The organism is Nocardioides humilatus, from assembly GCF_008373755.1.
Taxonomy (GTDB): Bacteria; Actinomycetota; Actinomycetes; order Propionibacteriales; family Nocardioidaceae; genus Nocardioides; species Nocardioides humilatus.
The window spans coordinates 991,186-1,014,380 of sequence record NZ_VUJV01000003.1 but is presented as its reverse complement, the minus strand read 5'-3'; the positions used below and the strand labels follow the sequence as shown (position 1 = coordinate 1,014,380).

The following is a 23,195-nucleotide window of genomic DNA, read 5'->3' as shown; positions in this document are numbered from 1 at the left end:
AGTACTGTCAAGGTCACTGACCACTGGAGAAAGGGGCGTGCAGGCGCCGATGGAGCTCCCCCTCGACCGGGTCGCGGCCTGGATGGACGAGCGCGCCCTGGGGTCGGGCCCGATCACCGACGTGCGCCCGCTCTCCGGTGGCACCCAGAACATCATGCTGCGCCTCACCCGTGACGGCCGTGATTTCGTGCTCCGGCGCGGCCCCGAGCACCTCCGGCCGGGCAGCAACAAGGTGATCAGCCGCGAGACCCGGGTGCTGGGCGCACTGGCCGGCTCCGACGTCCCGCACCCGCAGCTGATCGCTGCCTGCGACGACACCGACGTCCTCGGCGACGCCGTCTTCTACCTGATGGAGCCGATCGAGGGCTTCAATGCAGGCTCCGAGCTCCCCGACGCGGCGGCGGGCGACGTCCCCAAGCGACGCGACCTCTCCTTCTCGATGGTCGACGCCCTGGCTGCGCTCCACGCGGTCGACCACGTGGCCGTCGGCCTGACCGACTACGGCCGCCCTGAGGGCTTCCTCGAGCGACAGGTCGACCGGTGGCTCGCCGAGCTCGCGTCGTACGACGCCCTGGCCGGTTATCCAGGCCCCGACATCGGCGACGTGGCCGGTGTGGCCACCTGGCTGCAGGAGCGGGTCCCCGAGAAGTGGGAGCCGGGGATCCTCCACGGCGACTACCACGCCTGCAACGTGATGTTCCGACGCGACGAGCCGGCCGTGGCCGCGATCGTGGACTGGGAGATGTCCACCATCGGCGACCCGCTGCTCGACGTCGGCTGGATGGTCGCCACCTGGGACCTGCCCGGCGCCCCGGACGAGTTTGCAGGGCTCCTTGCGCGGGCCGGCGGCCTGCCCAGCGGTGCCGAGCTCGTCGAGCGCTACGCGACCCAGACGTCGCGCGACCTCACCCACCTGACCTGGTACGTCGTCCTCGCCTGCTTCAAGCTCGGGATCATCCTCGAGGGAAGCAACGCGCGGGCTGATGCCGGACTGGCGCCGCGAGAGATCGGCGACCGACTGCACACCACCACGGTGCGGCTCTTCGAGCGCGCCCACGAGCTCATGGATGGAGCATCATGATCGACTTCGAGATCCCCGCGGAGACTGCGGAGCTGGCGGCGAAGATCCGCCAGTTCGTCACCGACGAGGTGGTGCCCTACGAGAAGGACCCGCGCCTCACCCAGCACGGTCCGACCGAGGACCTGCGCCGCGAGCTGGTCGCGAAGGCCCGTGCGGCCGGGCTGCTGACGTTCCAGGCGCCCAAGGAGTTCGGCGGCATCGCGCCGAGCCACCTCGAGCAGGCCGTGCTCTTCGAGGCCGCCGGCTGGTCGACGCTCGGGCCGGTCGCGCTGAACTGCGCGGCTCCCGACGAGGGCAACATGTTCCTGCTCTCCAAGATCGCCAACCCGGCCCAGGTGGCGGAGTTCCTCAAGCCGGTCATCGACGGTCACCAGCGCTCGGTCTTCGCGATGACCGAGCCGGGCGGGGCGGGCTCCGACCCGGGCCAGCTGACGACGAAGGCCGTCCGCGACGCCTCGACCGGCGACTACGTCATCAACGGGCGTAAGTGGCTGATCACCGGCGCCAACGGGGCCCGCACCTGGATCATCATGGCCGACCTCGAAGGGGCCGGCGCGACGCTCTTCCTCTGCCACGGCGACGCCCCCGGCATCGTCATCGAGCGGACCATGGACACGATGGACCGCAACTACGTCGAGGGCCACGGCGTGGTCCTCTTCGACGACCTGCGGCTGCCGCCCAGTGCCCTGCTCGGCGAGGAGGGCGAGGCCTTCCGTTACGCGCAGCTCCGGCTCGCACCCGCACGCCTGACCCACTGCATGCGTTGGCTGGGTGCCGCGAGCCGCGCCCACGACATCGCCCTCGACTACGCCCGCACGCGCACCGCCTTCGGCAAGCCGATCGGCCAGCACCAGGGCGTCGGCTTCATGCTCGCCGACAACGAGATCGCGCTGCAGCAGTGCCGCCTGATGATCTGGTGGGCCTGCTGGAAGCTCGACCAGGGCGAGCGCGGCCGCCACGAGAGCTCGATGGTGAAGTCCACGGTCTCCGAGCAGCTCTTCCAGGTCGCCGACCGCTGCGTCCAGGTGCTCGGCGGCATGGGCATCAGCGACGAGACGCCGGTGGCGATGATCTTCCGCGACATCCGTGCCTTCCGTCTCTACGACGGACCGACCGAGGTCCACAAGTACGCCATCGCGCGGCAGGTGCTGGGGCGCTGACGGCGTCGAACAGGCGATGATCGGGCGATGATGTCGGGCGTGCGCCTCGAACCTGCTGACGAGCTCTGCCACCCGCCGGGCGCGGAGGGCAATTTCAACGAGAGCATGTATGCCAACGTGATGGCGGGCGACCAGGGCCTCGGTGTGTGGGTCCGGGTCGGCAACCGACCGGGCGAGGGCTACGCCGAGGTCACCTGCTGCGTCTACCTGCCCGACGGTCGGGTGGCCTTCGCGTTCGCGCGGGCCGAGATCGACGACCCGACCCGGCTGGCCGCGGGCGGTGCCGCCTTCGAGGTGGTCGAGCCGTTCGCGCACGTGCGGATTTCCTACGAGGGCCCGCTCTGGGTGCTCGACGACCCGGACCTGATGGCCGACCCGGCGAAGGCCTTCGCGACCAGCCCGCGCGTGGAGGGGTCGATCGCACTCGACCTGCACGGCCTCGCCGTCCCCTACGGCGGCGAGCCCGACGGCTCCGAGCCGGAGACCGAGGTGTCGTCGCTGCTCGCCGAGTTCGCCCGCGGTCACTACGAGCAGCACGTCCGCGGCGTCGGCCACGTGCGCGTCGGTGAGGAGTCCTTCGAGGTCGACGGGCTCGGGCTGCGTGATCACTCGTGGGGACCGCGCTACTGGCAGAACGTCCGCTGGTACCGCTTCCTCCCGCTCGCCTTCGGCCCGGACTTCGCGATGTGCCCCGTCCTCGTCGGCGGCCCCGACGGTGCCGCGCATCCCGCGGGGATGGTCCTGCGTCCGGGTGCGGATGGCGTGGCGTCGTACGTCCCGATCGAGGACCTCACCTTCACCAGTGACTACGACGACCAGCACCGCGCCGTGCGGCAACGGATCACCGTCGTCACTGCTGAGCGCAGCTACGAGGTGGTGGGGGAGGCGCTGACCCTGCTGCCGCTGCGCAACCGCCGGACGGCGACGGACGGCACGCCGCTCGAGACCCGGATCACCGAGGCGATGTCGCGCTTCGAGTGCGACGGCCGGGTGGGCCATGGGATGAGTGAATACCTCGACCAGATGGTCGACGGCCGCCCGGTCGGGCGCGCGTGGTGACGCCCTGATGAACCAGGCGGAGGCAGTGGCGGCGGTCCTCGCCGAGGTGCTGCCGGCGCCGGTGGAGGTCGCGTCGGTCGAGCGGCTCGCGGGCGGTGCGTCCGCCGACCTTGCGGCGGTGGACGCGGTGGACGCGACCGGCGTCGCCCACGCGTTGGTGATGCGTACGTCGGGCGGCCAGCCCACGGGCGGCTTGCGGGCGGGGATACCCGCCGAGACGGCTGCGCTCCGATCGGCCGAGACTGCTGGCGTGCCGGTGCCGTCGGTCGTTGCCGCCTTCGTCGGCGACCCCGTCCTCGGCGACGGCTACCTGATGACCCGCAGGGAGGGGCAGGCCCTGCCCGCGAAGCTGCTGCGCGACCCGGAGTTCGCGGGCCTGCGCGAGGTCCTCGTCGCCGACGCAGGCCGGGCGCTCGCCGGCATCCACCGTGCATCGCCCGACGGTCTCGCCCGGCTCGGGCCGCGCGACCAGCTCGACGCGCTCGCTGCGCTCCACCGCTCCTTCGGCCACGCCAACCCGGTCTTCGACCTGGCTCTGCAGTGGCTGGCCGACCGGCTGCCTGACCCGGTCAGGGACGCCGTGGTGCACGGCGACTTCCGGATGGGCAACCTGCTCTGCGACGCCGACGGTCTGGTCGCGGTGCTCGACTGGGAGCTGGTGCACCTGGGCGACCCCGACGAGGACCTCGGTTGGTTCTGCGCGCCGGCCTGGCGCTTCGGGGGAGCCGGCCCGGCCGGCGGGCTGGGCTCGCGCGAGGAACTGCTGTCGGCGTACGCCGAGGCCTCCGGGCGCACCGTCGACCCGGAGCGGCTGCGGTGGTGGGAGGTGCTGGCGACGATCAAGTGGGGCGTGATCTGTCAGTACCAGGCTTCTCGCGTCCTCACTGGCGGCGAGCGGTCGATCGAGCACGCCCTCATCGGTCGACGCGTCACCGAGGTCGAGCTCGACCTCCTCCTGCTGATGGGTGCCGATGTCGATGGCACCAGCGCTGACCTGCATGCCGACCCGTGGCCGTCGGCCGACGACCTGGTGCGCGTCACCGCGGCCCAGCTCCGCGAGGACGTGCTGCCCGAGCTGGAGGGTCGGGCCCGCTTCCTGGTGCGGGTCGCGATCAACGCGCTCGAGACGGTGCAGCGCGAGGCGACGCTGGGAGCCGACGTGGAGGCCATCGAGGCAGAGGTCAGTGATGGCGCGTCCCGCGAGCAGCTGCTGCGCTGGGTGCTGGCGCGGCTCGCGATCGACAACCCCGCCTACCCGTCGATCGCCGACGTACCGCCTACTTCGTGAGGCGAGCCGCCAACCGCGTCGCGTTCATGTAGGCGATCGACTCGATCGAGATCATCGGGTTGACGCCTGAGGCGGTCGGGAAGCACGACCCGTCGGCGACGACGAGGTCCTTGAGGTCCCAGGTCTCGCCGTCGGGGTTGATGGCCGACATCTCCGGCGACCCGCCCATCCGCGCGGTGCCCATGATGTGCAGCGCGGCGAGCGTCAACCGGCCCGGTGCGTAGCCCTCGGCCAGCGCGTCGGTCGCGAACTGGTCCAGCGATCCGCGGCCGGGCGTGTAGCCGACCCGCCGGGCGTGCGTCGTGAAGATCTCGGTGGCGCCGGCGGCCTCGGCGATCTCGGCCGCGCCGACGATCCCGCGGTGCAGGTGGGCGGCGTCGTGCGGCGAGACCTTGTAGTGGGCGACGGGCTCGCCCTGCTTGTCGACCTTGACCTCGCCCGGGTCGCGGTCACGGACGATCACCGCGACGGGAGCGAGCTTGCCGAGGTCCTTCATCAGCCCGGCGTGAGCGGCTGCACCGTGCCACGGCAGGAAGCCCGCGCCGAAGGCTGCGGTGATCGGGGCGGTCTCGTAGATGACGCCGTAGCCCTCGCCGTCGAGGTCGCGGTGCTCCTTGGAGAAGCGGCTCTGCGGCGGGCCGGTCCACGGCAGCACGTCCTCGTCGTAGCGACCCCAGACGGCGGTCGCCGGGTGCAGCCGGAGGTGCTTGCCGATGTTGCGGTTGCCGAGCCCGCTGCGCCGCAGCAGGGCCGGGGTCTGCAGCGAGCCGGCCGCGACGACGACCGCCCGAGCCCGTACGACGACCTGTGCGCCGCTGTCTGACACGGCCTCGACTCCGGTCGCCCTGCCGTTGGCCGAGGTGACCTTCAGGGCCCGGGTGCCGACGTAGATGCGCGCGCCGGCGGCGTGGGCGTCGACGAGCCAGGTCTTCGCGGTCGACTGCTTCGCGCCGATCCGGCAACCCAGGCCGCAGCGGCCGCACTCGACGTCCTGCTCGCAGCCGATGACGTTGCGGGGCATCGCGTCGACGTGCCAGCCGAGCTTCTCCAGGCCGCGCTCCATGATCGCGTCGCGGATGCCCGCGCGGTCATGGTTGGTGTTGACGCCGAGCCGGGTGCAGACGGCGTCGAGCGCGTCGCCGTACTCCTGCTCGGCGAACTGCTGCGCGCCGAGCGCTGCCCACTGCTCGCGGACGTCGTCGGGCGTGCGGAAGGAGGTCGTGTAGTTGACGACCGTGCCGCCACCGACGCCGTAGCCCTGCATGAAGGCGATCTGGCCCTCGGCGGTCATCGTCGGGGCCGGCGCGTAGAACTGGGTGAAGGCGGTGAGCTCGGCGCCGTCCATGTCGGCGTCGTCGTGATACTGCCCGGCCTCGAGCACGACCACGTCGAGGCCGGCCGCGGCCAGCACGCCGGCCGCGGTGCCGCCGCCCGCGCCGGAGCCGACGATCACGACGTCGCACGAGAGCTCGGTGTCCTTGTCGACGGAGAGCGGCTGGAGCGCGCGCGGGGGAGCGTCGGGCCGGACGCCGAAGGGCGGCGCGTAGCCGGTGCGTGCCCACAACGGCGAGGTGCCGGTCGGGCCGGGGCAGGAGTAGCCCGCGACGAGCAGCCCGAACCGCAGCGCAGCGAAGAGCGCCCGCTTCTGGGGGAGACGCGACTGGGCGAGCGAGAGCAGGACGGCCTCGCGGTCGGCCTGGCTGAGGTCGGCGAACCGGCGGGGACGACCGTTGGCCAGCACCCCGAACGTCCGGGTGTTCCACAGCTTGAGGAGCAGGTCGAGCTGCTTGCGGTCGGCGTCGCGCGGGTTGTTGGCGGTCATGCTGAGCATGACGTCGACCGTGCCGAGATCGGACGCCGACGGCATCCCATCGGCCGCGGGGAGAAGGGTGTCGGCGATGAGGGCGGCGGCTACCCGCACGCGATCCGGGTCGGCCATGGACGAGAACCTACGCCCTCCGCGGCGCGCCAACAACGGCTTGTGCGGACATCTCCTGACTTCTGAGGACACCTGTGGTCTGATGAATCTGTGAAGGCGCCCTATGACGTCAGCGGCCACGTGCCGTCCCGCCAGAGCCAGGCCGTCAATGTCGTGATGCGGTCGACCTTCAAGCAGGTCAGCCGGGTGCTTCCGACGCCCGCGCCGGCCGTGCGGGTCGCGCGCACCGCCATCGAGCGGGCCTGTGTCCTCGCCGGCTTCGACAAGGTCCCGCACACCCACGTGCGCGAGCACACCGACAACGGTCAGGTGCGCGGCGAGTGGGTGGGGCCGGAGGCCCGCCCAGGCGACCAGGTGCTGCTTTACACCCACGGCAGCGCCTACGCCGTCTGCTCGCCCCGCACGCACCGCGGGTTCGTCGCCGCCTTCGCGCGGCGCACCGACCGCAGGGCGTTCAGCCTCGACTACCGGCTCGGCCCGGAGCACCGCTTTCCCGCCGCCCACGACGACATCGTCCGGGCCTACCTCTGGCTGCTCTCGCGGGGCCACCGCCCCGAGGACATCGTCGTCGCGGGCGACTCCGCGGGCGGCCACCTGTCGCTGAGCCTGTGCGGCGAGCTGCGCCGCATCGGTGTCGGCATGCCCGCTGGGCTCGTGCTGATCTCGCCGCTCGTGGACGGCAGCTTCGACACCGCGGCCGCCGCCTACGGCCCGAGCAACGACGCGACCACGGTGCCGCGGTTCGCGCGGCGCCTGATCGGCCACTACTTCCGCGGTGCCGACCGCGACGACCCGCGTTTCGACGTCTCCTTGGAGGCCGGCCCCGACCTGCCGCCCACGCTGGTCATCGCCGGTGGCGGCGAGATGATGCGCGGCGACAGCGAGCTGTGGGGCGAGGTGCAGACGGCCGCCGGCGGCCACTGCGAGCTGCAGGTCTGGCCCGGCCAGGTGCACGTCTTCCCGATCTTCGGGCTCGTACCCGAGGCGCGCCTGGCCTTCCGGGAGATGGTGCGGTTCGTCGAGGAGCTCGACGGCGCCGCGTTGTCCGACGTGGGCTGACCCCGATGGGCACCGCATTCATCACCTGCCCGCTCTGCGAGGCGACCTGCGGCCTCGAGGTCGTCACCGGCCCCGAGATCCACGACATCAAGGTGCGCGGCGACAAGGACGACGTCTTCAGCCAGGGCTACGTCTGTCCGAAGGGCACCTCGATCGGCGCCCTCCATGCCGATCCCGACCGGCTGCGCGCGCCGCTCGTGAAGCGCGACGGGGAGTTCGTCGAGGTGAGCTGGGACGAAGCCTTCGCGGAGGTCGAGGCCCGGCTGCTCCCGATCATCAAGACGTACGGCGCCCAGTCGGTCGCCGCCTACTTCGGCAACCCGACCGCCCACTCCCTCGCGGGCGCGCTCTACCTGCGCGCCCTCATCAAGGCGCTCGGCACGACCAACATCTTCAGCGCCGGCAGCGTCGACCAGATCCCCAAGGTCTTCGCCTCGGGCTACCTCTTCGGCGACCCCGCGACGGTCGCGATCCCCGACCTCGACCACACCGACCACCTGCTGCTCATCGGCGGCAACCCGCTGGTCTCCAACGGCAGCCTGATGACCGCGCCCGACATGCGCGGCCGCATCAAGGCGATCCGCGAGCGAGGCAAGGTCGTGGTGGTCGACCCCGTGCGCACCCGCACGGCGGAGGCGGCGAGCGAGCACGTCGCCGTACGCCCGGGAAGCGACGCGCTCCTCCTCTTCGCGCTGGTCCACACGATCTTCGAGGAGGGTCTCGACTCGCTGGGGGCGGCCGAGGGTCACGTGGCCGGACTCGAGGACGTACGCCGACTGGCTGTCTCCTTCACCCCGGAAGCGGTCGCGGAGACCGTCGGGGTCGACGCCGGTGAGATCCGCCGGATGGCGCGCGAGCTCGCCGGGGCCGAGAGCGCGGCTGTCTACGGACGGATGGGCACGACGACGCAGCGGTTCGGCACGCTGGCGAGCTGGCTCATCGACGTGCTCAACGTGATCACCGGCAACCTCGACCGCACCGGCGGCGTGCTCTTCCCGCTCGCCGCCGCGGGCCAGCCCAACACCCGGCCGGGGCCGCGCAAGCCGTTCCGGCACGGTCGGTGGCTGAGCCGGGTGCGGGGCCTGCCCGAGGTCATGGGTGAGCTGCCGGTCGTCACGCTCGCCGACGAGATCCTCACGCCCGGGGACGGCCAGGTGCGCGCGTTGCTGACGGTGTGCGGCAACCCGTGCGTCAGCGCACCCAACGCCGGCCGGATCGACGAGGCCCTCGACGGGCTCGAGTTCATGGTGAGCATCGACGTCTACCTCAACGAGACGACGCGGCACGCCGACGTGATCCTGCCCGGCCCGACGCCGCTCGAGCGGCCGCACTACGACCTGCTGCTCTACCAATACTCGGTGCGCAACATCGCGCGCTGGTCCGACGCGGTCGTCGACAGCCCGCTCCCGCAGGAGTGGGAGACGATGCTGCGGCTGACCGGCATCGTGATGGGACTGGGGGCCGACGCCGACGTCGCGGCGCTGGACGACGGGCTCGCCGCCCAGGTCGCCGCGCTCAACGGCACCGAGGCAGCGCCCGGGCTGACCGGCCCGCCGCGGCTGCTCGACCTCCTCCTGAAGGCCGGCCCCTACGACCTGACCTTCGCCGACGTGGCGGCCGCCCAGCACGGCATCGACCTCGGGCCGCTCGGGCAACGCCTGCCTGATGTGCTGTCGACGGCGAGCGGGAAGGTCGAGCTCGCCCCGCCCGCGATCATCGCCGACGTAGAACGCCTCTCCGCCGAGCTCGCCCTGCCGCGGCGCGACGGGCTGGTGCTGATCGGCCGCCGCCACCTGCGCTCCAACAACTCCTGGATGCACAACGTCGCGGCGCTCAACGGCGGCAGCAACACCTGCACGGTGCAGGTGCACCCTGACGACGCGGCCCGCCTCGGCCTCGTCGCCGGCGCCGACGCCCGGCTGACCACGCGCACCGGCTCGGTCGTCGCGCCCGTCGAGGTGACCGACGCGATCCGCACCGGCGTCGTCAGCCTCCCGCACGGCTGGGGCCACGGCGTCCCCGGCACCCGCGCCGCCGTCGCCGGTGACCGGCCCGGCGTCAACAGCAACCTCCTGGGCGACGACCACCTGGTCGATGTACCGACCGGCACCGCCGTCGTCAACGGCATCCCGGTCGAGCTCGCGCCCGCCTAGCCCGCCGCGGCGGTGCGCGGGAAGGCCCGCCCCTCGACGTTGGCGACCGCTTCGAGTACGGCGTCGCGGTAGACCTCGGGGTGCGACAGCGGCGCCTCGTGGTCGGTGGCGATCGAGACCACGTCGGCCTCGAGCTCGACGGCCATCTCCCGCTGGAGGAAGGTCGGGAGGGCCAGGTCGTGCTCGTGCACGACGACCGTGGTCGGGAGCGACCGGAGTGCGTCGACCTGGCCGCGCAGGTCGTGCTTCACCGCGGCACGGAGAGAGCCCGCGATCGCGCCCGCCTGGTTGCGCTCGAGCTCGGCGCGGAGCCACGGCCACCGCTCGCGGAACACGGGGTCGCGGCGGTTGAGCCCGAAGTAGCGGGCTCCGACCGAGCGCCCGAGTCGCGAGCGGCCGAGGAGGCCGAAGACGATCCCGGGCAGGTGCATCATCAGCCGCTCGAGCCGGCTGGAGCGCAGCGCGAGGCCGCCCGCGGTCAGCACGAGTCCGTCCACCCGTTCGGGGTGGCGAACTGCCAGGTGGAGAGCGGTGAGGCTGCCGAGCGAGAAGCCGACGACGATCGCGGATTCGACGTCGAGGGCGTCGAGTACGGCGACCGCGTCGTCGGCGAGATCGCCCATCGTGAAGCGCCCCGTGGCGGGCAGACCGCCGCCGTGGCCGCGGTGGTCGGCCGCGATCACGGTGTGCTGCTCGGCGAGTTCCTGCAGCACGCACGCGTAGTTGATGTCGCAGGACCAGGTGACGCCGTGGAGCAGCAGGACCGTCGACGACCCCGGCGGGCCGGGAGCCACCCGTACCGAGACCTCGCCGCGTCCGGGCAGCGTCAGCCGGGTGCTCGGCGGCAGCGTCGGCTCCCACTGGCCGGGCACGCGCCGTCCGAGCGGCCGCAGCGCCCAGACGCCGCGGTGGCCCAGGCGGATCCAGCGGTTGCGGGTCGGCTTCATCGGCCGCCGATCAGCTGTAGAGCGAGTCGATCTCGGCGGCGTACTTCTCCGCGATCGGCTTGCGCTTGAGCTTCATCGTCGGGGTCAGCTCGTCGCCGCCCGGCTCCCACGGGGTGGGGAGGATGGCGAACTTCTTGATCTGCTCGACGCGGGCCAGCTTCTCGTTGGCCTGGTCGATGCCGGCCTGGATCAGCACCCGCGTTGCCGGGTCCTGCGCGATGACCGCGGGGGAGGCGTCGGCCAGCCCGGCCTTGGCGGCGTAGGCCGCGCACGCGTCGGGGTCGAGCGTCAGGAGGGCGGTCACGTAAGGCTTGTCGTCACCGATGGCGACGGCGCTCAGCACCAGCGGGCAGGCGACCTTGATCGCGCCCTCGATGTTCTGCGGCGACATGTTCTTGCCGGCCGCGTTGATGATGAGCTCCTTCTTGCGGTCGACGATCTTCACGTAGCCGTCAGCGTCGATCGTCGCGATGTCACCGGTGTGCATCCAGCCGTCGCTGTCGATCGCCTCGGCGGTGCGCTCCGGGTCGTTGCGGTAGCCGCGCATGAGGAGCGGGCCGCTCACGAGGAGCTCGCCGTCCTCGGCCAGCTTGATCCTGGTGTCGCCCGGCACGACCTTGCCGACGGTGCCGATGCGGATGCCGTCGGGTGGGTTCATGGTGACGACGGCCGACGTCTCGGACATGCCCCACACCTCGAGCACGGGGATGCCGAGGCCGAGCATGAAGGCGAGCGCGTCGGGCGCGATCGCCGACGCACCGGTGGCCGCCACCCGGACGCGGTCGAGGCCCATCTTCTCGCGGAGCTTGCTGAGCACGAGCCGGTCGGCGAGGGCGTGCTGCACCTTGAGGGTCAGCGGGACGTTCTTGCCGTCGGACTTGAGCCAGGCGACCTTGGTGCCGGTCGCGATCGCCCAGTTGGCGATCTTGCGCTTCTTCTCGTCGGGCTCGGCCGCAAGGGCTGCCTCGATGCCGGCCTTGACCTTGTACCAAACGGCCGGCACGGCACCGAAGAACGTCGGCCGGACCGTGCCCAGGGTCGCGATCATCTGCTTCGGGTCGTCGACCGTGGTGATCTGGATGCCGAACCGAAGGTTGTTGTAGTGGGCGCCCCACCGGTTGGCGATGTGGGCGTCGGGCAAGTAGGAGACGAGCGAGTCGTCGTGCGTGAGGGGGTAGTAGCCCTCCAGCGCCGTCATCTCTTCCATCAGGTTGGAGTGGGTCAGCTCCACGCCCTTCGGCGGGCCGGTCGTGCCGGAGGTGTAGATGAGGGTCAACACGTCGGAGGGCTGGACCTTCTTCCAGCCGGCGTCGAAGTCGTACGACGGGTCGCCGCTCGCCTCGAGCTCCTCCAGGGTCAGCGCGCCCTCAGCCGGGCCGTCGACGACGAAGAAGTGCTCGATCTGCCCCTCAGCGTTGGCCAGCTTGAGCTTCTCGAGGAACTGCTTCTCGGTGATGACCACCTTGTTGCCCGCGTTGGAGAACAGGTAGGCGATCTGCTCGGTGGCGAGCGTGTTGTAGATCGAGAACGGCGTCGCTCCGGTGTGCAGCACGCCGGTGTCGGCGACGTGGAACTCCGGGCGGTTGGTGAGCATCAGGGCGACGGTGTCGCCGTGGCCGACGCCGAGGCCGGCCAGTCCAGCGGCGACCTTGCGGACCCGGTCGGAGTATTGGCGCCACGTGATGGCGACGCTGTCGTCGGGGGTGCGGACCGCGACCTTGTCGGGGTGGACAGCGGCGGTGCGCTGGAAGGCGGCACAGAGGGTGTTCGGGGTTTCCACCGGGTCACACTACTTTCGTTCGATCGGGAGTGACAACGCTTGTGTCCAGTTGTTGGGCCTGTTCGCGCCGCCAGGCCTGGCGTGCCTGGGGGACCAGCCGCGCCTGGGCGGGCAGCCGGCCGAAGGTGTGCTGCACGCCGGCGCCGAACGTGCGCAGCCGCTTCTCCTCCGCGTCGGACCACGGCAGGTCCATCCGCTCGCGCAGCACCGCGGGGAAGGTGCCGCGCAGCACCCACGCCATGGCGTCGAACTGCTTGTCGGAGAGCGGGCGCCACAACACGTCGGGCAGCACCGGGAAGGGCGAGGGTCCGAAGATCCCCTTCTTGGTCCGGTTGAAGGTCGACCGCGCGATCGCGTTGGGCACGAGGACATCCGACACCATGTGGTCCCAGTAGTCCTCGAACTCCGCATAAGTCGTCGGAGTGCCCGCGGCGGAGACGCCGTAGAGGGAGTACCACTGGCGCGACTCCTGGAAGAGCAGCTCCTTGGATCCCTGCGACAGCGGCTTGCCGAAGAACTCGCGCAGCGCGATCTGCAGCTCGAAGAAGGTCGCGTGGGTCCAGTAGAAGACCTCGGGCGTCAGCGCGCTGTAGCGCGTGCCGTCGGCGAGGGTGCCCTTGAGGTGCCGGTGGTAGTCCCGCACCCGGACCGCGGTGGCGGCTGCATCGGCGTCGTACACGACACCGAGGATCTGGGGCAGCGAGCGCAGGATCCGCTTCATCGGCCCCTGGAAGTACGTCGAGTCGTGGTCGCGCAGGGCCTGGTCGACGGCCGGGTGCATCGTCTGCAGCAGGCCGGCGCGCATGCCCACGAGCAGCATCCGTTGGTCGCCGAACAGGCGCCAGGTCAGGGACTCCGGGCCGAGCGGTTCTCCCGGACGCGGCACGTAGACCCGCGTCATCTCCTGCGCGGCGCTCAAGCGAGCCGCCGAAGAGTCACGGGGAAGTCGTCGGTCGGGCAGACGAGCGAGGTGTGGTCCCACTCGATCTCGTAGTCCACGGGCACCTCGAACGTGTAGGTCGTGAGCATCTTGTGGAGCAGCGCCTTGACCTCGTTGGTGCCGAAGGCCATCCCGATGCACTTGTGGGCGCCGCCGCCGAACGGCGCGTAGCCGAAGCGGTGCGCCTTGTGCTCGTTGCGGGGGTCGGCCAGGCGGGTCGGGTCGAACTCCTCGGAGCTGACCCAGTGGTCGCCGAGCAGGTGCAGCGCACCCGGTACGACGTTGATGATCGTGCCCTTCGGGACGTACTGCCCCAGCAGATCGGTGTCCTCGGTGGTGCGCCGGACGAAGGCCGGGACCGGGGCGACCAGCCGCATCGACTCCTTGAAGACCATGTCGAGCGTGACCAGCGAGTCGAGCTCGTCGATGCTCGGTCGGTCGGTGCCGAGGGCGAGCGACTCGGCGCGGGCCTTGTCCTGCCACTCGGGGTGCTTGGCGAAGTAGTAGGCCATCGCGGTCGCGGTGATGGTCGACGTGTCGTGGGCGGCCATCATCAAGAAGATCATGTGGTTGACGACGTCGTCGTCGCTGAACTTCAGCCCGTCCTCGGTCTCGACGTGGCACAGCGCCGCGAAGAGGTCGGTGTCCTCCGATGCTCGCTTCGCGGGGATCAGCCGGCGGAAGTAGGCGTCGAGCTTGCGGCGTCCGGCGAGACCCTTGTTCCAGCGCGTCTTGAGGACCGGCACCTCCGTCCGGACGAACCCCGTGCCGGCCCGCACCGTGTCGATGAAGGCGCCGGTGAGGGCGTGGGTCTCGTCGCTCGGCTCGGCGCCCATGAAGACCTCGGTCGCCACGTCGAGCGAGAGCTGCTTGACCGCCGGATACATGGGCATCGGCTGGTCGGTCGGCCAGTCGGGCACCGTGCGATCGATGATGTCCTGCACCTGGGTCTGGTAGGCCTCGAGGCGGGGCCGGGTGAAGGCCTCCTGCATGATCCGGCGGTGCAGGTGGTGCTCCTCGCCGTCGAGCAGCATCAGCCCGCGGGTGAAGAACGGTCCGATGAAGTAGACCCAGCCGTCCTGGCTGTAGACCTTGCCCTTGTTCTGCAAGATCGCCTGCACGGCCTCGGGGCCGACGGCGAAGACCATCTTGGTGCCGAAGGCGTTGGTCCAGAAGACGTCGCCGTACTTGTCGCGCATGACGTAGGCCGTCTGCTCGCCCTCGCGGATCATCTTCAGCGACTTGCCGACGAGGGGCAGGCCGCGCTCGCCCATGACGGGCTTGAGCCCGCTGCCGGCCGGCGGCTTCGCCAGCGGTACGGCGTCGGTGCCCACCCGCTCCTGGACGGCATCGAGCAGCTTGTCGCCCGGGAAGTGCTGCAGGGTCGGCTTGGTCACTGACCTGGTCATCGGTCGGGTCACTGCTCGGCTCCCTTCGCGCGGGCCTCGTAGTCGGACCGCTCGGGCCGCTTCAGGGCGTCCATGAAGACGTGGTCGGCGCCCATCTTCTTGCCGATCCACTGGCCGACCGAGAAGGGGAGGAGCCGGGTGACGTTCATCAGCGGCCGCGCCGAGCCCGGCACGTAGACCTCGAACCGCGGCTTGATGATCGCGGCGGTGATCGCGTCGGCGACCGACTCGGGCGTGATCGCGCGGAAGGCCGGCATGTCCTCGACGCCGTCGGTCAGCTCGGTGCGGGTGATGCCGGGCATCACCACAGTGAACTCGAGCCCGCTGTCGTGCAGCTCGGCGTAGGCGCCCTCGGTGTACTGGATCACCGCCGCCTTCGACGCCGAGTAGGTCGCACTGCCCGCGATCCCGGCCTTGCCCGCCGTGGAGGCGACGTTGACGATGTGGCCCTTGCCGCGCGGCAGCATCCGCCGCGCCGCCTCGCGGGTGCTGTGGATCATGGCGCGGGTGTTGATCGCGAAGATCCGGTCGATCACGGCGTCGTCCTCGTCGAGGAGGGGCGACAGCGGCATCACGCCGGCGTTGTTGATGTAGACGTCGATTGGACCGAGGGTCGACTCGACGGTGTCCATGAAGTCGCGGACGCTGTCGACCGACGTGACGTCGAGCGGCAGGGCGATCGTGTCGCCGCCGATGCGCTCGGCGGTCGCCTTCGCGATGTCGAGGTCGATGTCACCGATGGCGACGCGGGCCCCTTCGGCGGTGAGGGCGGTCGCGGTCGCCGCGCCGATGCCACGGCCGGCGCCGGTGATGGCGATGACCCGTCCAGCAAGGGCGCCGCTGGTTGAGGTGCGAGCGGAGCGAGCCTCGAAACCAAGGTTCATGATCGGTCCTTCCAGAGGTCAGTAGACGAGGCGCGCGATGCGCTCTTTGAGCGCGGTGTACGGCGCCTTGGCCAGCGCCGGCTCGACGAAGAAGCCCGGTCGCCGGTAGATCGCGCGCCGGTGGCTGAAGGTCTCGAAGCCCCACTTGCCGTGGTAGGCGCCGTAACCGCTTTCGCCCACGCCGCCGAAGGGCAGGCTCGGCGGGAAGACCTGCATCATCGTGTCGTTGACGCACGCCCCGCCCGAGGTGGTGCCGTCGAGCACCCGGTCGGCGTTGTGCTTGGAGAAGACGTAGAGGGCGAGCGGGTGGTCGCCGCGGTTGATCTCGGCGATCGGCTCGCTGATGTCGTCGAACGCGAGCACGGGGAGGACGGGCCCGAAGATCTCCTCGCCCATCAGCGCCGCGTCCGGCTTGACGCCGGTGACGATGGTCGGGGCGACGTACGTGCCCTCGATGTCGACGTCGCCGCCGACCGCCACCTCGTCGTAGCCGCCGCCGTCGAGGAGCCCCTTGATCCGGGCCGTGTGCCGCTCGTTGACGATCCGGCCGAAGTCGGCGCTGGCGCGCGGATCGGCGCCGTACCGCTCGACGAGCTCGGTCCTGAGCCGCTCGACCAGCTCGTCGTGGACGTCGTGGTGGACCCACACGTGGTCGACGGCGATGCAGGTCTGGCCGGCGTTGGACCACTTGGCGAACGCGATCCGGCTGGCCGCCTGCTTGAGGTTGGCGTCCTTGTCGACGATCGCCGGGCTCTTGCCGCCAAGCTCGAGGGTGACGGGGGTGAGGTGCTTCGCGGCGGCGTGGGCGACGACCCGCCCGACGGTGCCGTTGCCCGTGTAGAGGATGTGGTCGAAGCGCTGCTCGAGGAGCGCGGTGGTCTCCTCGACGCCGCCCTCGACGAAGGCGATGGCGTCGCTGTCGAGGTAGTCGGCGGCGAGCTTCGTGATGAGCGCGGACGTCGCCGGTGCCAGCTCGGACGGCTTGCAGACCACCGCGTTGCCGGCGGCCAGCGCGGCAGCGAGCGGGGTCGCGAGCAGGTAGACGGGGTAGTTCCAGGGCGCCACGACCAGGACGACGCCGCGCGGCTCGTGCCGCACGCTCGCCCGGCCGGGGCGGAAGGGGAGGGGCAGGCGGGCGGACGTGTCCTTGGCCCAGCCGCCCAGGTGCTTGCGGAGGTGGTCGGCCTCGCCGATCGATGCCGCGATGTCGCCGGCCCACGCCTCGAAGCGCGGCTTGCCGAGGTCCTCGGCAAGCGCGGCGAGGATCTGCTCCTCGTTGTCGGCGAGCAGCTGGGACAACCCGCGCAGCTGGCGACGACGCCAGTCCAGGTCGCGGGTGCGGCCACTCTCGAACGTACGACGAAGCCGGGTGACCAGCTGTTCTGCGGACTCGACCACAAGGGACCTCCACGCTGAGGTGATAGAAACTGCTTAGGAATCTATCATCGCGCGTTAGCGGCCGCTAGGGTTGGAATGTGAGCATCGACACCAGCATCGAGCGGATCCTCGACGCCGCGTTGGAGGAGCTCGCGGAGGGGGGCGCGCGCCGTACGACGATGAACCAGATCGCCGACGCAGCCGGTCTGGGCGTCGCCACGGTCTACCGCCGATTCCCTCGCAAGGCCCAGCTCGTCGAGGCCGTGCTCGTCCGTGAGGCCCAGCGGGTGATCGAAGCGGTCGACGCCGCCATCGGGCGTGCTCAGACCGTCGAGGAGCAGTCGGCCGCCGGCTTCACCACGTTCGCCCACGCAGTCGCGGATCGACCGTTCCTGGTGCGGCTGATGCGCGGCGATGGCGAGCTCGACGGTGAGGCCGTGCGGCCCGGCGAGCTCGCCGACCGAGTGATGGTGCTCGTGCGCGACTACATCGCGCACTTCGTCCGCGACCTGCAGGCCGAAGGGCGCTACCTCGGCGTCGACGCCGATGTCGTCGCCGAGATCCAGGCGCGCCTCGCCCTCAGCCTCGTGCTCGCCCCCGACGGACGGATCCCCATGCACGACGATGCCGCGACCCGGGAGTTCGCGACGAAGTACCTCGTCCCGCTCCTCGGGGTCGAGTAGCCGTCAGCCCTTCTTGACGGCCCGGACGAGCAGCTTGAGCAGGCTCGCCGAGATGCCCTTGAGGGCGCCCTTCTCGGCGTAGGGGACGCGCTGGTCGGCGCTGAGGGTCCACTCGATGCGGGTGCCGTTGCCCTCGGCGGTCAGCAGGACCTCGCCGCGGTAGTTCTTGAACGGAACGCCGCCGAGGGCCTTGTAGCCCAGCGCTGCGCCGGGCTCGAAGCGGGTGATCTCCTCGACGATCGCGGGCGCCGGACCGGGCGCGCTGATCTTGCGGACGCAGCCGATGCCGTTGCGGTCGGGCGCGCCCTCCGTGGTCAGCTCGACCTTCATGCCCGGGCCCCAGGAGGCCATGCCCTCGTGGTCGGCGAGCACCGCCCAGACCTGGTCGGGGGTGGCGGAGACGACGGCAGTGGAAGTGGCGCGCATGGCGATGACGTTAGCGACCACTCGGGTCGATCGGGGTCGAGCGTTCGAGGAGCGAACGCAGCTGGTCGACGATTCCGGTCACCGGCAGCTCGGGATCGAACGCTCGCTGCAGGCCCAGTCCGATGCCGAGGGCGAGCAGCTGCGTCGCGGCGTCCTCGGCCGGCATCGGGAGCACGAGGCCGAGGTCGGTGGCCTGCTGCTCGAGCAGGTCACCGAGCGCTGCGGTGAGCAGACGGCGGCGGCTGGCCAGCTCGTTGTTGACCCCCGGCACGTTGCGGTTGCTGGTGGCGAACTCCACCTCGAGGGCGCCCCAGCCGACGTCGCCGATGTTCTCGTCGGCCCACTTCGCGAAGCCTGCGATGCGGTCTTCGGCGGTCTCTGCCTCCAACACGGCGGCGGCCAGGGACATGGCGCGCTCCAGGTGGAGCACGTCGAGCACGGCCAGGCCGAGCTCGGTCTTGGTGGCGAAGTTGGAGTAGACGGCGCCCTTCGAGAAACCCGCCTCGGCAGCGACCTTGTCGAGGGACGTGGCGTTGTAGCCGTCGGCCATGAAGAGCCGGTAGGCGGTCTCGACGAGGCGCTCGCGGGTCTGCGCGTGCGACTCCTTGCGGGTGATCCGGGCCACGGAGAAATCTTACCAAATCGGGCTACCGTCAGTATTCGAATACCGTTAGTATCCGAGTTATGACGCAACGACGCGCACTCGCCATTGGCTGCGGCGGCACCCTCGGGTTCGCCTGGACCGCGGTCGCCCTCCGTGAGGTCGAGCAGCAGCTCGACTGGGACCTCTGCACTGCCGACGTGCTGATCGGGACCTCCGCCGGCTCCGAGCTGGTGGCCGCGCTCGGCTCGGGCCGGACGCCGCAGGACCTCCTCGATGCGCTCGACGGGAAGGCAGGCGCCGACCCGATCCTGGCCGCCCACGTCGCCGAGCACCCCGGCGCGACGCCGCCGATCCCGGTCCCCGTCCTCCCTGCGCTCGGGTTGGTGCGGGCCGGCATCGCGCGGCGCTCGCCGTACAACGCCCTGGCTGGTCTGCTCCCCAAGGGCCGCGGTGACGCCACCTGGCTCCGGGAGTACGGCGACGCGCTCGCCGGTCCGGACGGCTGGACCACCCACCCCGCCACCTGGGTCGTCGCCGCCGACGTCGCGTCCGGGGAGCGGGTGGCCTTCGGCTCGCCCGGCGCCCCGAAGGCGGGTCTCGGTGAGGCGGTCGCCGCGTCGTGGGGCATCCCGGGCTGGTTCCCGCCCGTGGAGATCGCCGGTCGCAGCTTCGTCGACGGTGGTGCGGTGTCGTCGGTGTCGGCCGACCTGCTCGTCGACGCGGGCGTCGACGAGGTCGTCGTCGTCGCACCGATGACGACCGAGGGCGGTGCGCCCGCCAAGGGCCTGAGCCGGATCGAGCGCATCCTGCGGTCCCAGATGACCGCCGGCCTCGACGCCGAGGTCGCCACCCTGCGCGCCGCGGGCATCAGCGTCATCCGGGTCGAGCCCGGGGTCGAGGAGCTCGAGGTGATGGGCCCCAACTTCATGGACCTCTCGCGGCGCGAGGCCACCTTGGCTGCCGCCCGCCAGCACGTCGGCCGCCGGGTCGCCGTCGCACTCGAAGGAGCACCCGCATGAGCACCCGCCACGAAGTGATTGTCATCGGCGCCGGGATCTCCGGCATCGCCGCGGCCATCAAGCTGCGCGAGTCCGGGGTCAACGACGTCGTCATCCTCGAGAAGGCCGAGACCTACGGCGGCACCTGGCGCGCCAACACCTACCCGGGCTGCGCCTGCGACGTGCCGTCCAACCTCTACTCGTTCTCGTTCGCCCCCAACAGCGACTGGTCGCGGGTCTACGGCAACCAGCCGGAGATCCTCGCCTACATCGACGGCGTCGCCCGCGACCACGGCCTCGAGGGCATCACCCGCTTCGGCGTCGAGGTCCAGGGCGCGGCGTGGGACGAGTCGACCCAGCAGTGGCAGCTCGAGACCAGCGACGGCGCGATGACCGCACGCTTCCTCGTCGCGGCCGCCGGCCCGTGGAACGAGCCCAAGATCCCCGACGTCCCCGGCCTGGCCGACTTCCCGGGTGAGGTCTGGCACTCCGCCCGGTGGAACCACGACTTCGACCTCGACGGCAAGCGCGTCGCCGTCGTCGGCACGGGTGCCTCGGCGGTGCAGTTCGTGCCGCAGATCCAGCAGCAGGTCGAGCAGCTTCACCTCTTCCAGCGCACCGCCCACTGGGTGCTGCCGAAGGTCGACCACCACGTCCCCGACGCGGAGAAGTGGGTCAAGCGCAACATCCCCCTTTTCGAGAGGACGCTCGGCCGCGTGGAGTACGCCGCCATGGAGGCAGTCGGTGTCGCCTTCCACCACCCCAAGCCGCTGATGCACGGCCTGCAGAAGGTCGGTCAGGCCTACCTCCGCGCCGCCGTCCGCGACAAGGAGCTGCGCGCCAAGCTGACGCCCGACTACCTGCTCGGCTGCAAGCGCATCCTCTTCTCCAACAACTACCTGCAGTCACTGACGAAGGCCAACGTCGAGGTGCACGCCACGGGCGTGGACCGGGTCGAGGGATCGACGGTCGTCGGCAGCGACGGCACCCGGGCCGAGGTCGACGCGATCATCCTGGGCACCGGCTTCCACATCCTCGACCTGCCGGTCGCCGAGTTCGTGCGCGGTGCCGACGGCCGCACGATGGCCGAGCACTGGGCCGGATCGCCCGAGGCCTACCAGGGCACGGTCGTGGCCGGCTTCCCCAACGCGTTCATCGTGCTGGGCCCGAGCCTCGGCACGGGCCACGGATCGGCGTTCGCGGTCGCGGAGGCTCAGGTCGCCATGATCGTCGACGCGATCACGACCACGCGGACGAAGGGCTGGTCCTCGATCGACGTGCGTCCGGACGCACAGTCGGCCTACGTCGATGACGTGCAGGCCGCGCTCGTCGGCACCGCCTACAGCGGGGCCACCTGCCACAGCTACTTCATCGACGCCAACGGCCGCAACAGCTTCTCGTGGCCCTGGTCGACCAGCGAGTTCGCTCGCCGCATCAGCCCGTTCCGTCCCGCCGACTTTGAAATCGCCCAGCCCTCGGTGGTTGAGCCTGTCGAAACCGAGGTCACCGCATGAGCCGCTACCCGAAGATCGATCTCGACGGCGCCCTGGTCGCCATCACCGGTGCCGCCCGCGGCATCGGGCTCGCCACCGCGAAGGAGTTCATCGCGGCCGGTGCCCACGTCGCGCTCGGTGATCTCGACGAGGCGATGGTGAAGGAGGCAGCCGCCGAGCTCGGCGTCAACGCCAGCGGCCACCGCCTCGACGTCACCGACAAGGGGTCCTTCGGCGCGTTCCTCGAGGCAGCCGAGCTCCAGCACGGCCAGCCGCTCGACGTGCTCGTCAACAACGCCGGCGTCATGCCCAACTCGGCGTTCCTCGACCAGGAGGACCGCATCGACCGGCTGACCATGGACGTCAACGTCTACGGCGTCATCCACGGCATGCGGCTCGCGCTGCCCGGCATGGTGCGCCGCCAGCAGGGCCACGTCGTCAACGTGGCGTCGCTGGCGGGCAAGTTCCCCATCAAGGGCCTCGCCGTCTACAACGCCAGCAAGTACGCCGTCGTCGGCCTCACCGCCGCGACCCGTCTCGAGTTCGAGGGCACGGGCGTGTCGATCACCGCTGTGCTCCCGAGCGCGGTGAAGACCGAGCTCTCGTCCGGGATCGACTACGGCCTGCTGCCGGCGGTCGAGCCTGAGGACATCGCGGCCGCGGTCGTGAAGTCGGTCCGCAACCGCAAGGCCGAGATCGCCGTACCTTCCTATGTCGGCTTCGCCGCCAACGGTGCACCGATGGTGCCCGAGGGCGTCATGCGGGTCTTCCGGCACGCCGTCCACGACGACGCTGCCATCACCCGCGTCGACGACTCGGTGCGCAAGGCCTACATCGACCGGATCGAATCCCAACAGTGAGGTGGGCCGCCCGGGTCCTGGCGACCGCTGCGGTCGCGCTGGCCACTCTCTCGGGGTTCGACCAGGCCCAGGCGACGTCCGACCCCGGCTACGCGCCGGTCGACCGGCCGGGGCCTGCGCTGCGGGCATCGGCGGCCGACCTCCGCGCCGCCGTCACCTGTCGCGGCGACTTCGACTCCGACAAGGAGCCGGTGCTGCTCGTCCCCGGCACCGCCTTCACCTACGAGAGCCAGTTCGCCTGGAGTTGGGCACCAGCCCTGACGCGCGCCGGCATCCCGTGGTGCGCGGTCACGCCGCCGTACAACACCTTGGGTGACCTCACCGTCGCCGGTGAGTACGACGCCTACGCGATCCGGCACACCTTCCGGAAGGCGGGCGGTCGCAAGATCGCGATCGTCGGCCACAGCCAGGGCGGCATGCGTCCACGCTGGGCGCTGCGGTTCTTCCCGGACACCCGGAAGATGGTCGCCGACTACGTCGGGGTGGCCCCGGACATGCAGGGCGTCACCCTCTACGCGCCGGCGCTGGCGCCCGCACTGGGCGGCGCGACCTGCGGGGTCACGGGGTGTCCGCAGGGTGTGTGGCAGCAGCTCGCCGGCTCCGACTTCATCGCCGCGATCAACTCGCGGCAGGAGACCTTCCGCGGCATCGACTACAGCGTGATCTACAGCCGGACCGATGGTCTGGTGGCTCCGGCCACGACTCGGCTCACCGCCGTTGCCGGCGCGGGCTATGAGCGGACCGCGATCCAGGAGACCTGCCCCGGCCGGATCGCCGACCACCTCACCAACGGCACCGTCGACGCCGCGACCTGGGCGCTGATCATGGACGCGATCACCCACCGGGGACCGGTCGACCCGAGCCGGGTGTCGCCGTCAGTCTGTGGGCGGCTGTTCCTGCCCGGCCTCAACCAGGCCCAGGCGCTGGCCGGTGCACTCAAGGCGCCGATCCAGATCGCCACCGCCGTCGCGACGACCCCGCGCGCGACCGAGGAAGCCGCCCTGCCCTGCTACGTCTTCGCCGCCGGCTGCTGACGCACGCCCGGAGAAGCGCCT

The 23,195-nt window shown here is 71.0% G+C and carries 20 protein-coding genes; 11 read left to right on the top strand and 9 right to left on the bottom strand.

Annotation, left to right across the window (positions count from 1 at the left end):
• Positions 1-37: 37 nt before the first annotated feature.
• Genes F0U44_RS12730 through F0U44_RS12715 form a run of 4 tightly spaced genes read left to right on the top strand, consistent with a single transcriptional unit; the run spans position 38 to position 4,588 of the window.
• Positions 38-1,081, top strand: coding sequence for a phosphotransferase family protein (locus F0U44_RS12730; RefSeq protein WP_223163665.1), 1,044 nt, complete (start codon positions 38-40; stop codon positions 1,079-1,081).
• On the top strand, positions 1,078-2,241 hold the full coding sequence (locus F0U44_RS12725; protein ID WP_149728638.1) for an acyl-CoA dehydrogenase family protein: 1,164 nt from the start codon (positions 1,078-1,080) through the stop codon (positions 2,239-2,241). Before F0U44_RS12730 ends, F0U44_RS12725 begins: the two co-directional genes overlap by 4 nt.
• Positions 2,242-2,280: 39 nt before the next feature.
• Positions 2,281-3,300 (top strand): DUF7064 domain-containing protein, encoded by a 1,020-nt coding sequence (locus F0U44_RS12720; RefSeq protein ID WP_149728637.1) that lies wholly within the window; start codon positions 2,281-2,283, stop codon positions 3,298-3,300.
• A gap of 7 nt (positions 3,301-3,307) precedes the next feature.
• Positions 3,308-4,588 carry a phosphotransferase gene (locus tag F0U44_RS12715; RefSeq protein WP_149728636.1) on the top strand — a complete coding sequence of 427 codons (1,281 nt, stop codon included), beginning with the start codon at positions 3,308-3,310 and terminating at the stop codon, positions 4,586-4,588.
• Here the strand turns inward: F0U44_RS12715 and F0U44_RS12710 are convergent.
• Complete coding sequence (locus tag F0U44_RS12710; protein ID WP_149728635.1) at positions 4,578-6,527, bottom strand: GMC family oxidoreductase N-terminal domain-containing protein; 1,950 nt, start codon at positions 6,525-6,527, stop codon at positions 4,578-4,580. The genes F0U44_RS12715 and F0U44_RS12710 overlap by 11 nt on opposite strands.
• A gap of 90 nt (positions 6,528-6,617) precedes the next feature.
• On the opposite strand from F0U44_RS12710, the gene F0U44_RS12705 reads away from it, so the two are divergent.
• The gene (locus tag F0U44_RS12705; protein ID WP_149728634.1) at positions 6,618-7,586 is read left to right on the top strand and encodes an alpha/beta hydrolase; all 969 of its coding nucleotides are present in this window, start codon (positions 6,618-6,620) and stop codon (positions 7,584-7,586) included.
• Positions 7,587-7,591: 5 nt separating this feature from the next.
• Entirely contained in the window at positions 7,592-9,739 is a 2,148-nt protein-coding gene (locus tag F0U44_RS12700; RefSeq protein WP_149728633.1) for a molybdopterin-dependent oxidoreductase, read from the top strand.
• On the opposite strand, the gene F0U44_RS12695 is transcribed toward F0U44_RS12700, so the two are convergent.
• Genes F0U44_RS12695 through F0U44_RS12670 form a run of 6 tightly spaced genes read right to left on the bottom strand, consistent with a single transcriptional unit; the run spans position 9,736 to position 17,097 of the window.
• The gene (locus F0U44_RS12695; RefSeq protein WP_149728632.1) at positions 9,736-10,686 is read right to left on the bottom strand and encodes an alpha/beta fold hydrolase; all 951 of its coding nucleotides are present in this window, start codon (positions 10,684-10,686) and stop codon (positions 9,736-9,738) included. The genes F0U44_RS12700 and F0U44_RS12695 overlap by 4 nt on opposite strands.
• A 10-nt stretch (positions 10,687-10,696) precedes the next feature.
• Positions 10,697-12,466 carry an AMP-dependent synthetase/ligase gene (locus tag F0U44_RS12690; RefSeq protein WP_149728631.1) on the bottom strand — a complete coding sequence of 590 codons (1,770 nt, stop codon included), beginning with the start codon at positions 12,464-12,466 and terminating at the stop codon, positions 10,697-10,699.
• 4 nt (positions 12,467-12,470) lie between these two features.
• Complete coding sequence (locus F0U44_RS12685; RefSeq protein WP_149728630.1) at positions 12,471-13,385, bottom strand: oxygenase MpaB family protein; 915 nt, start codon at positions 13,383-13,385, stop codon at positions 12,471-12,473.
• Positions 13,382-14,815, bottom strand: coding sequence for a cytochrome P450 (locus F0U44_RS12680; RefSeq protein WP_149728629.1), 1,434 nt, complete (start codon positions 14,813-14,815; stop codon positions 13,382-13,384). The genes F0U44_RS12685 and F0U44_RS12680 overlap by 4 nt, the downstream gene beginning before the upstream one ends.
• Before the next feature lie 8 nt (positions 14,816-14,823).
• A complete protein-coding gene (locus tag F0U44_RS12675) occupies positions 14,824-15,699 on the bottom strand; it encodes an SDR family oxidoreductase (RefSeq protein WP_149728628.1) in 876 nt (291 codons plus the stop codon).
• 18 nt (positions 15,700-15,717) lie between these two features.
• Positions 15,718-17,097 (bottom strand): aldehyde dehydrogenase family protein, encoded by a 1,380-nt coding sequence (locus F0U44_RS12670; RefSeq protein ID WP_149728627.1) that lies wholly within the window; start codon positions 17,095-17,097, stop codon positions 15,718-15,720.
• A gap of 77 nt (positions 17,098-17,174) precedes the next feature.
• Between F0U44_RS12670 and F0U44_RS12665 the strand changes: the two genes are divergently transcribed.
• On the top strand, positions 17,175-17,759 hold the full coding sequence (locus tag F0U44_RS12665; protein ID WP_149728626.1) for a TetR/AcrR family transcriptional regulator: 585 nt from the start codon (positions 17,175-17,177) through the stop codon (positions 17,757-17,759).
• A 3-nt stretch (positions 17,760-17,762) separates the two neighbouring features.
• Here the strand turns inward: F0U44_RS12665 and F0U44_RS12660 are convergent, their stop codons facing one another.
• Entirely contained in the window at positions 17,763-18,185 is a 423-nt protein-coding gene (locus F0U44_RS12660) for an SRPBCC family protein (RefSeq protein WP_149728625.1), read from the bottom strand.
• 10 nt (positions 18,186-18,195) lie between these two features.
• Positions 18,196-18,810 (bottom strand): TetR/AcrR family transcriptional regulator, encoded by a 615-nt coding sequence (locus tag F0U44_RS12655; protein WP_149728624.1) that lies wholly within the window; start codon positions 18,808-18,810, stop codon positions 18,196-18,198.
• A gap of 59 nt (positions 18,811-18,869) precedes the next feature.
• Here F0U44_RS12655 and F0U44_RS12650 point away from each other — a divergent pair, with 59 nt between their 5' ends.
• Genes F0U44_RS12650 through F0U44_RS12635 form a run of 4 tightly spaced genes read left to right on the top strand, consistent with a single transcriptional unit; the run spans position 18,870 to position 23,174 of the window.
• The gene (locus F0U44_RS12650; RefSeq protein ID WP_149728623.1) at positions 18,870-19,808 is read left to right on the top strand and encodes a patatin-like phospholipase family protein; all 939 of its coding nucleotides are present in this window, start codon (positions 18,870-18,872) and stop codon (positions 19,806-19,808) included.
• Positions 19,805-21,301: a flavin-containing monooxygenase gene (locus F0U44_RS12645; protein ID WP_149728622.1), complete on the top strand. Its 1,497-nt coding sequence runs from the start codon at positions 19,805-19,807 to the stop codon at positions 21,299-21,301. Before F0U44_RS12650 ends, F0U44_RS12645 begins: the two co-directional genes overlap by 4 nt.
• Positions 21,298-22,140, top strand: coding sequence for an SDR family oxidoreductase (locus F0U44_RS12640; RefSeq protein WP_149728621.1), 843 nt, complete (start codon positions 21,298-21,300; stop codon positions 22,138-22,140). The genes F0U44_RS12645 and F0U44_RS12640 overlap by 4 nt, the downstream gene beginning before the upstream one ends.
• Complete coding sequence (locus F0U44_RS12635; protein WP_149728620.1) at positions 22,137-23,174, top strand: lipase family alpha/beta hydrolase; 1,038 nt, start codon at positions 22,137-22,139, stop codon at positions 23,172-23,174. The genes F0U44_RS12640 and F0U44_RS12635 overlap by 4 nt, the downstream gene beginning before the upstream one ends.
• Positions 23,175-23,195: the final 21 nt, after the last annotated feature.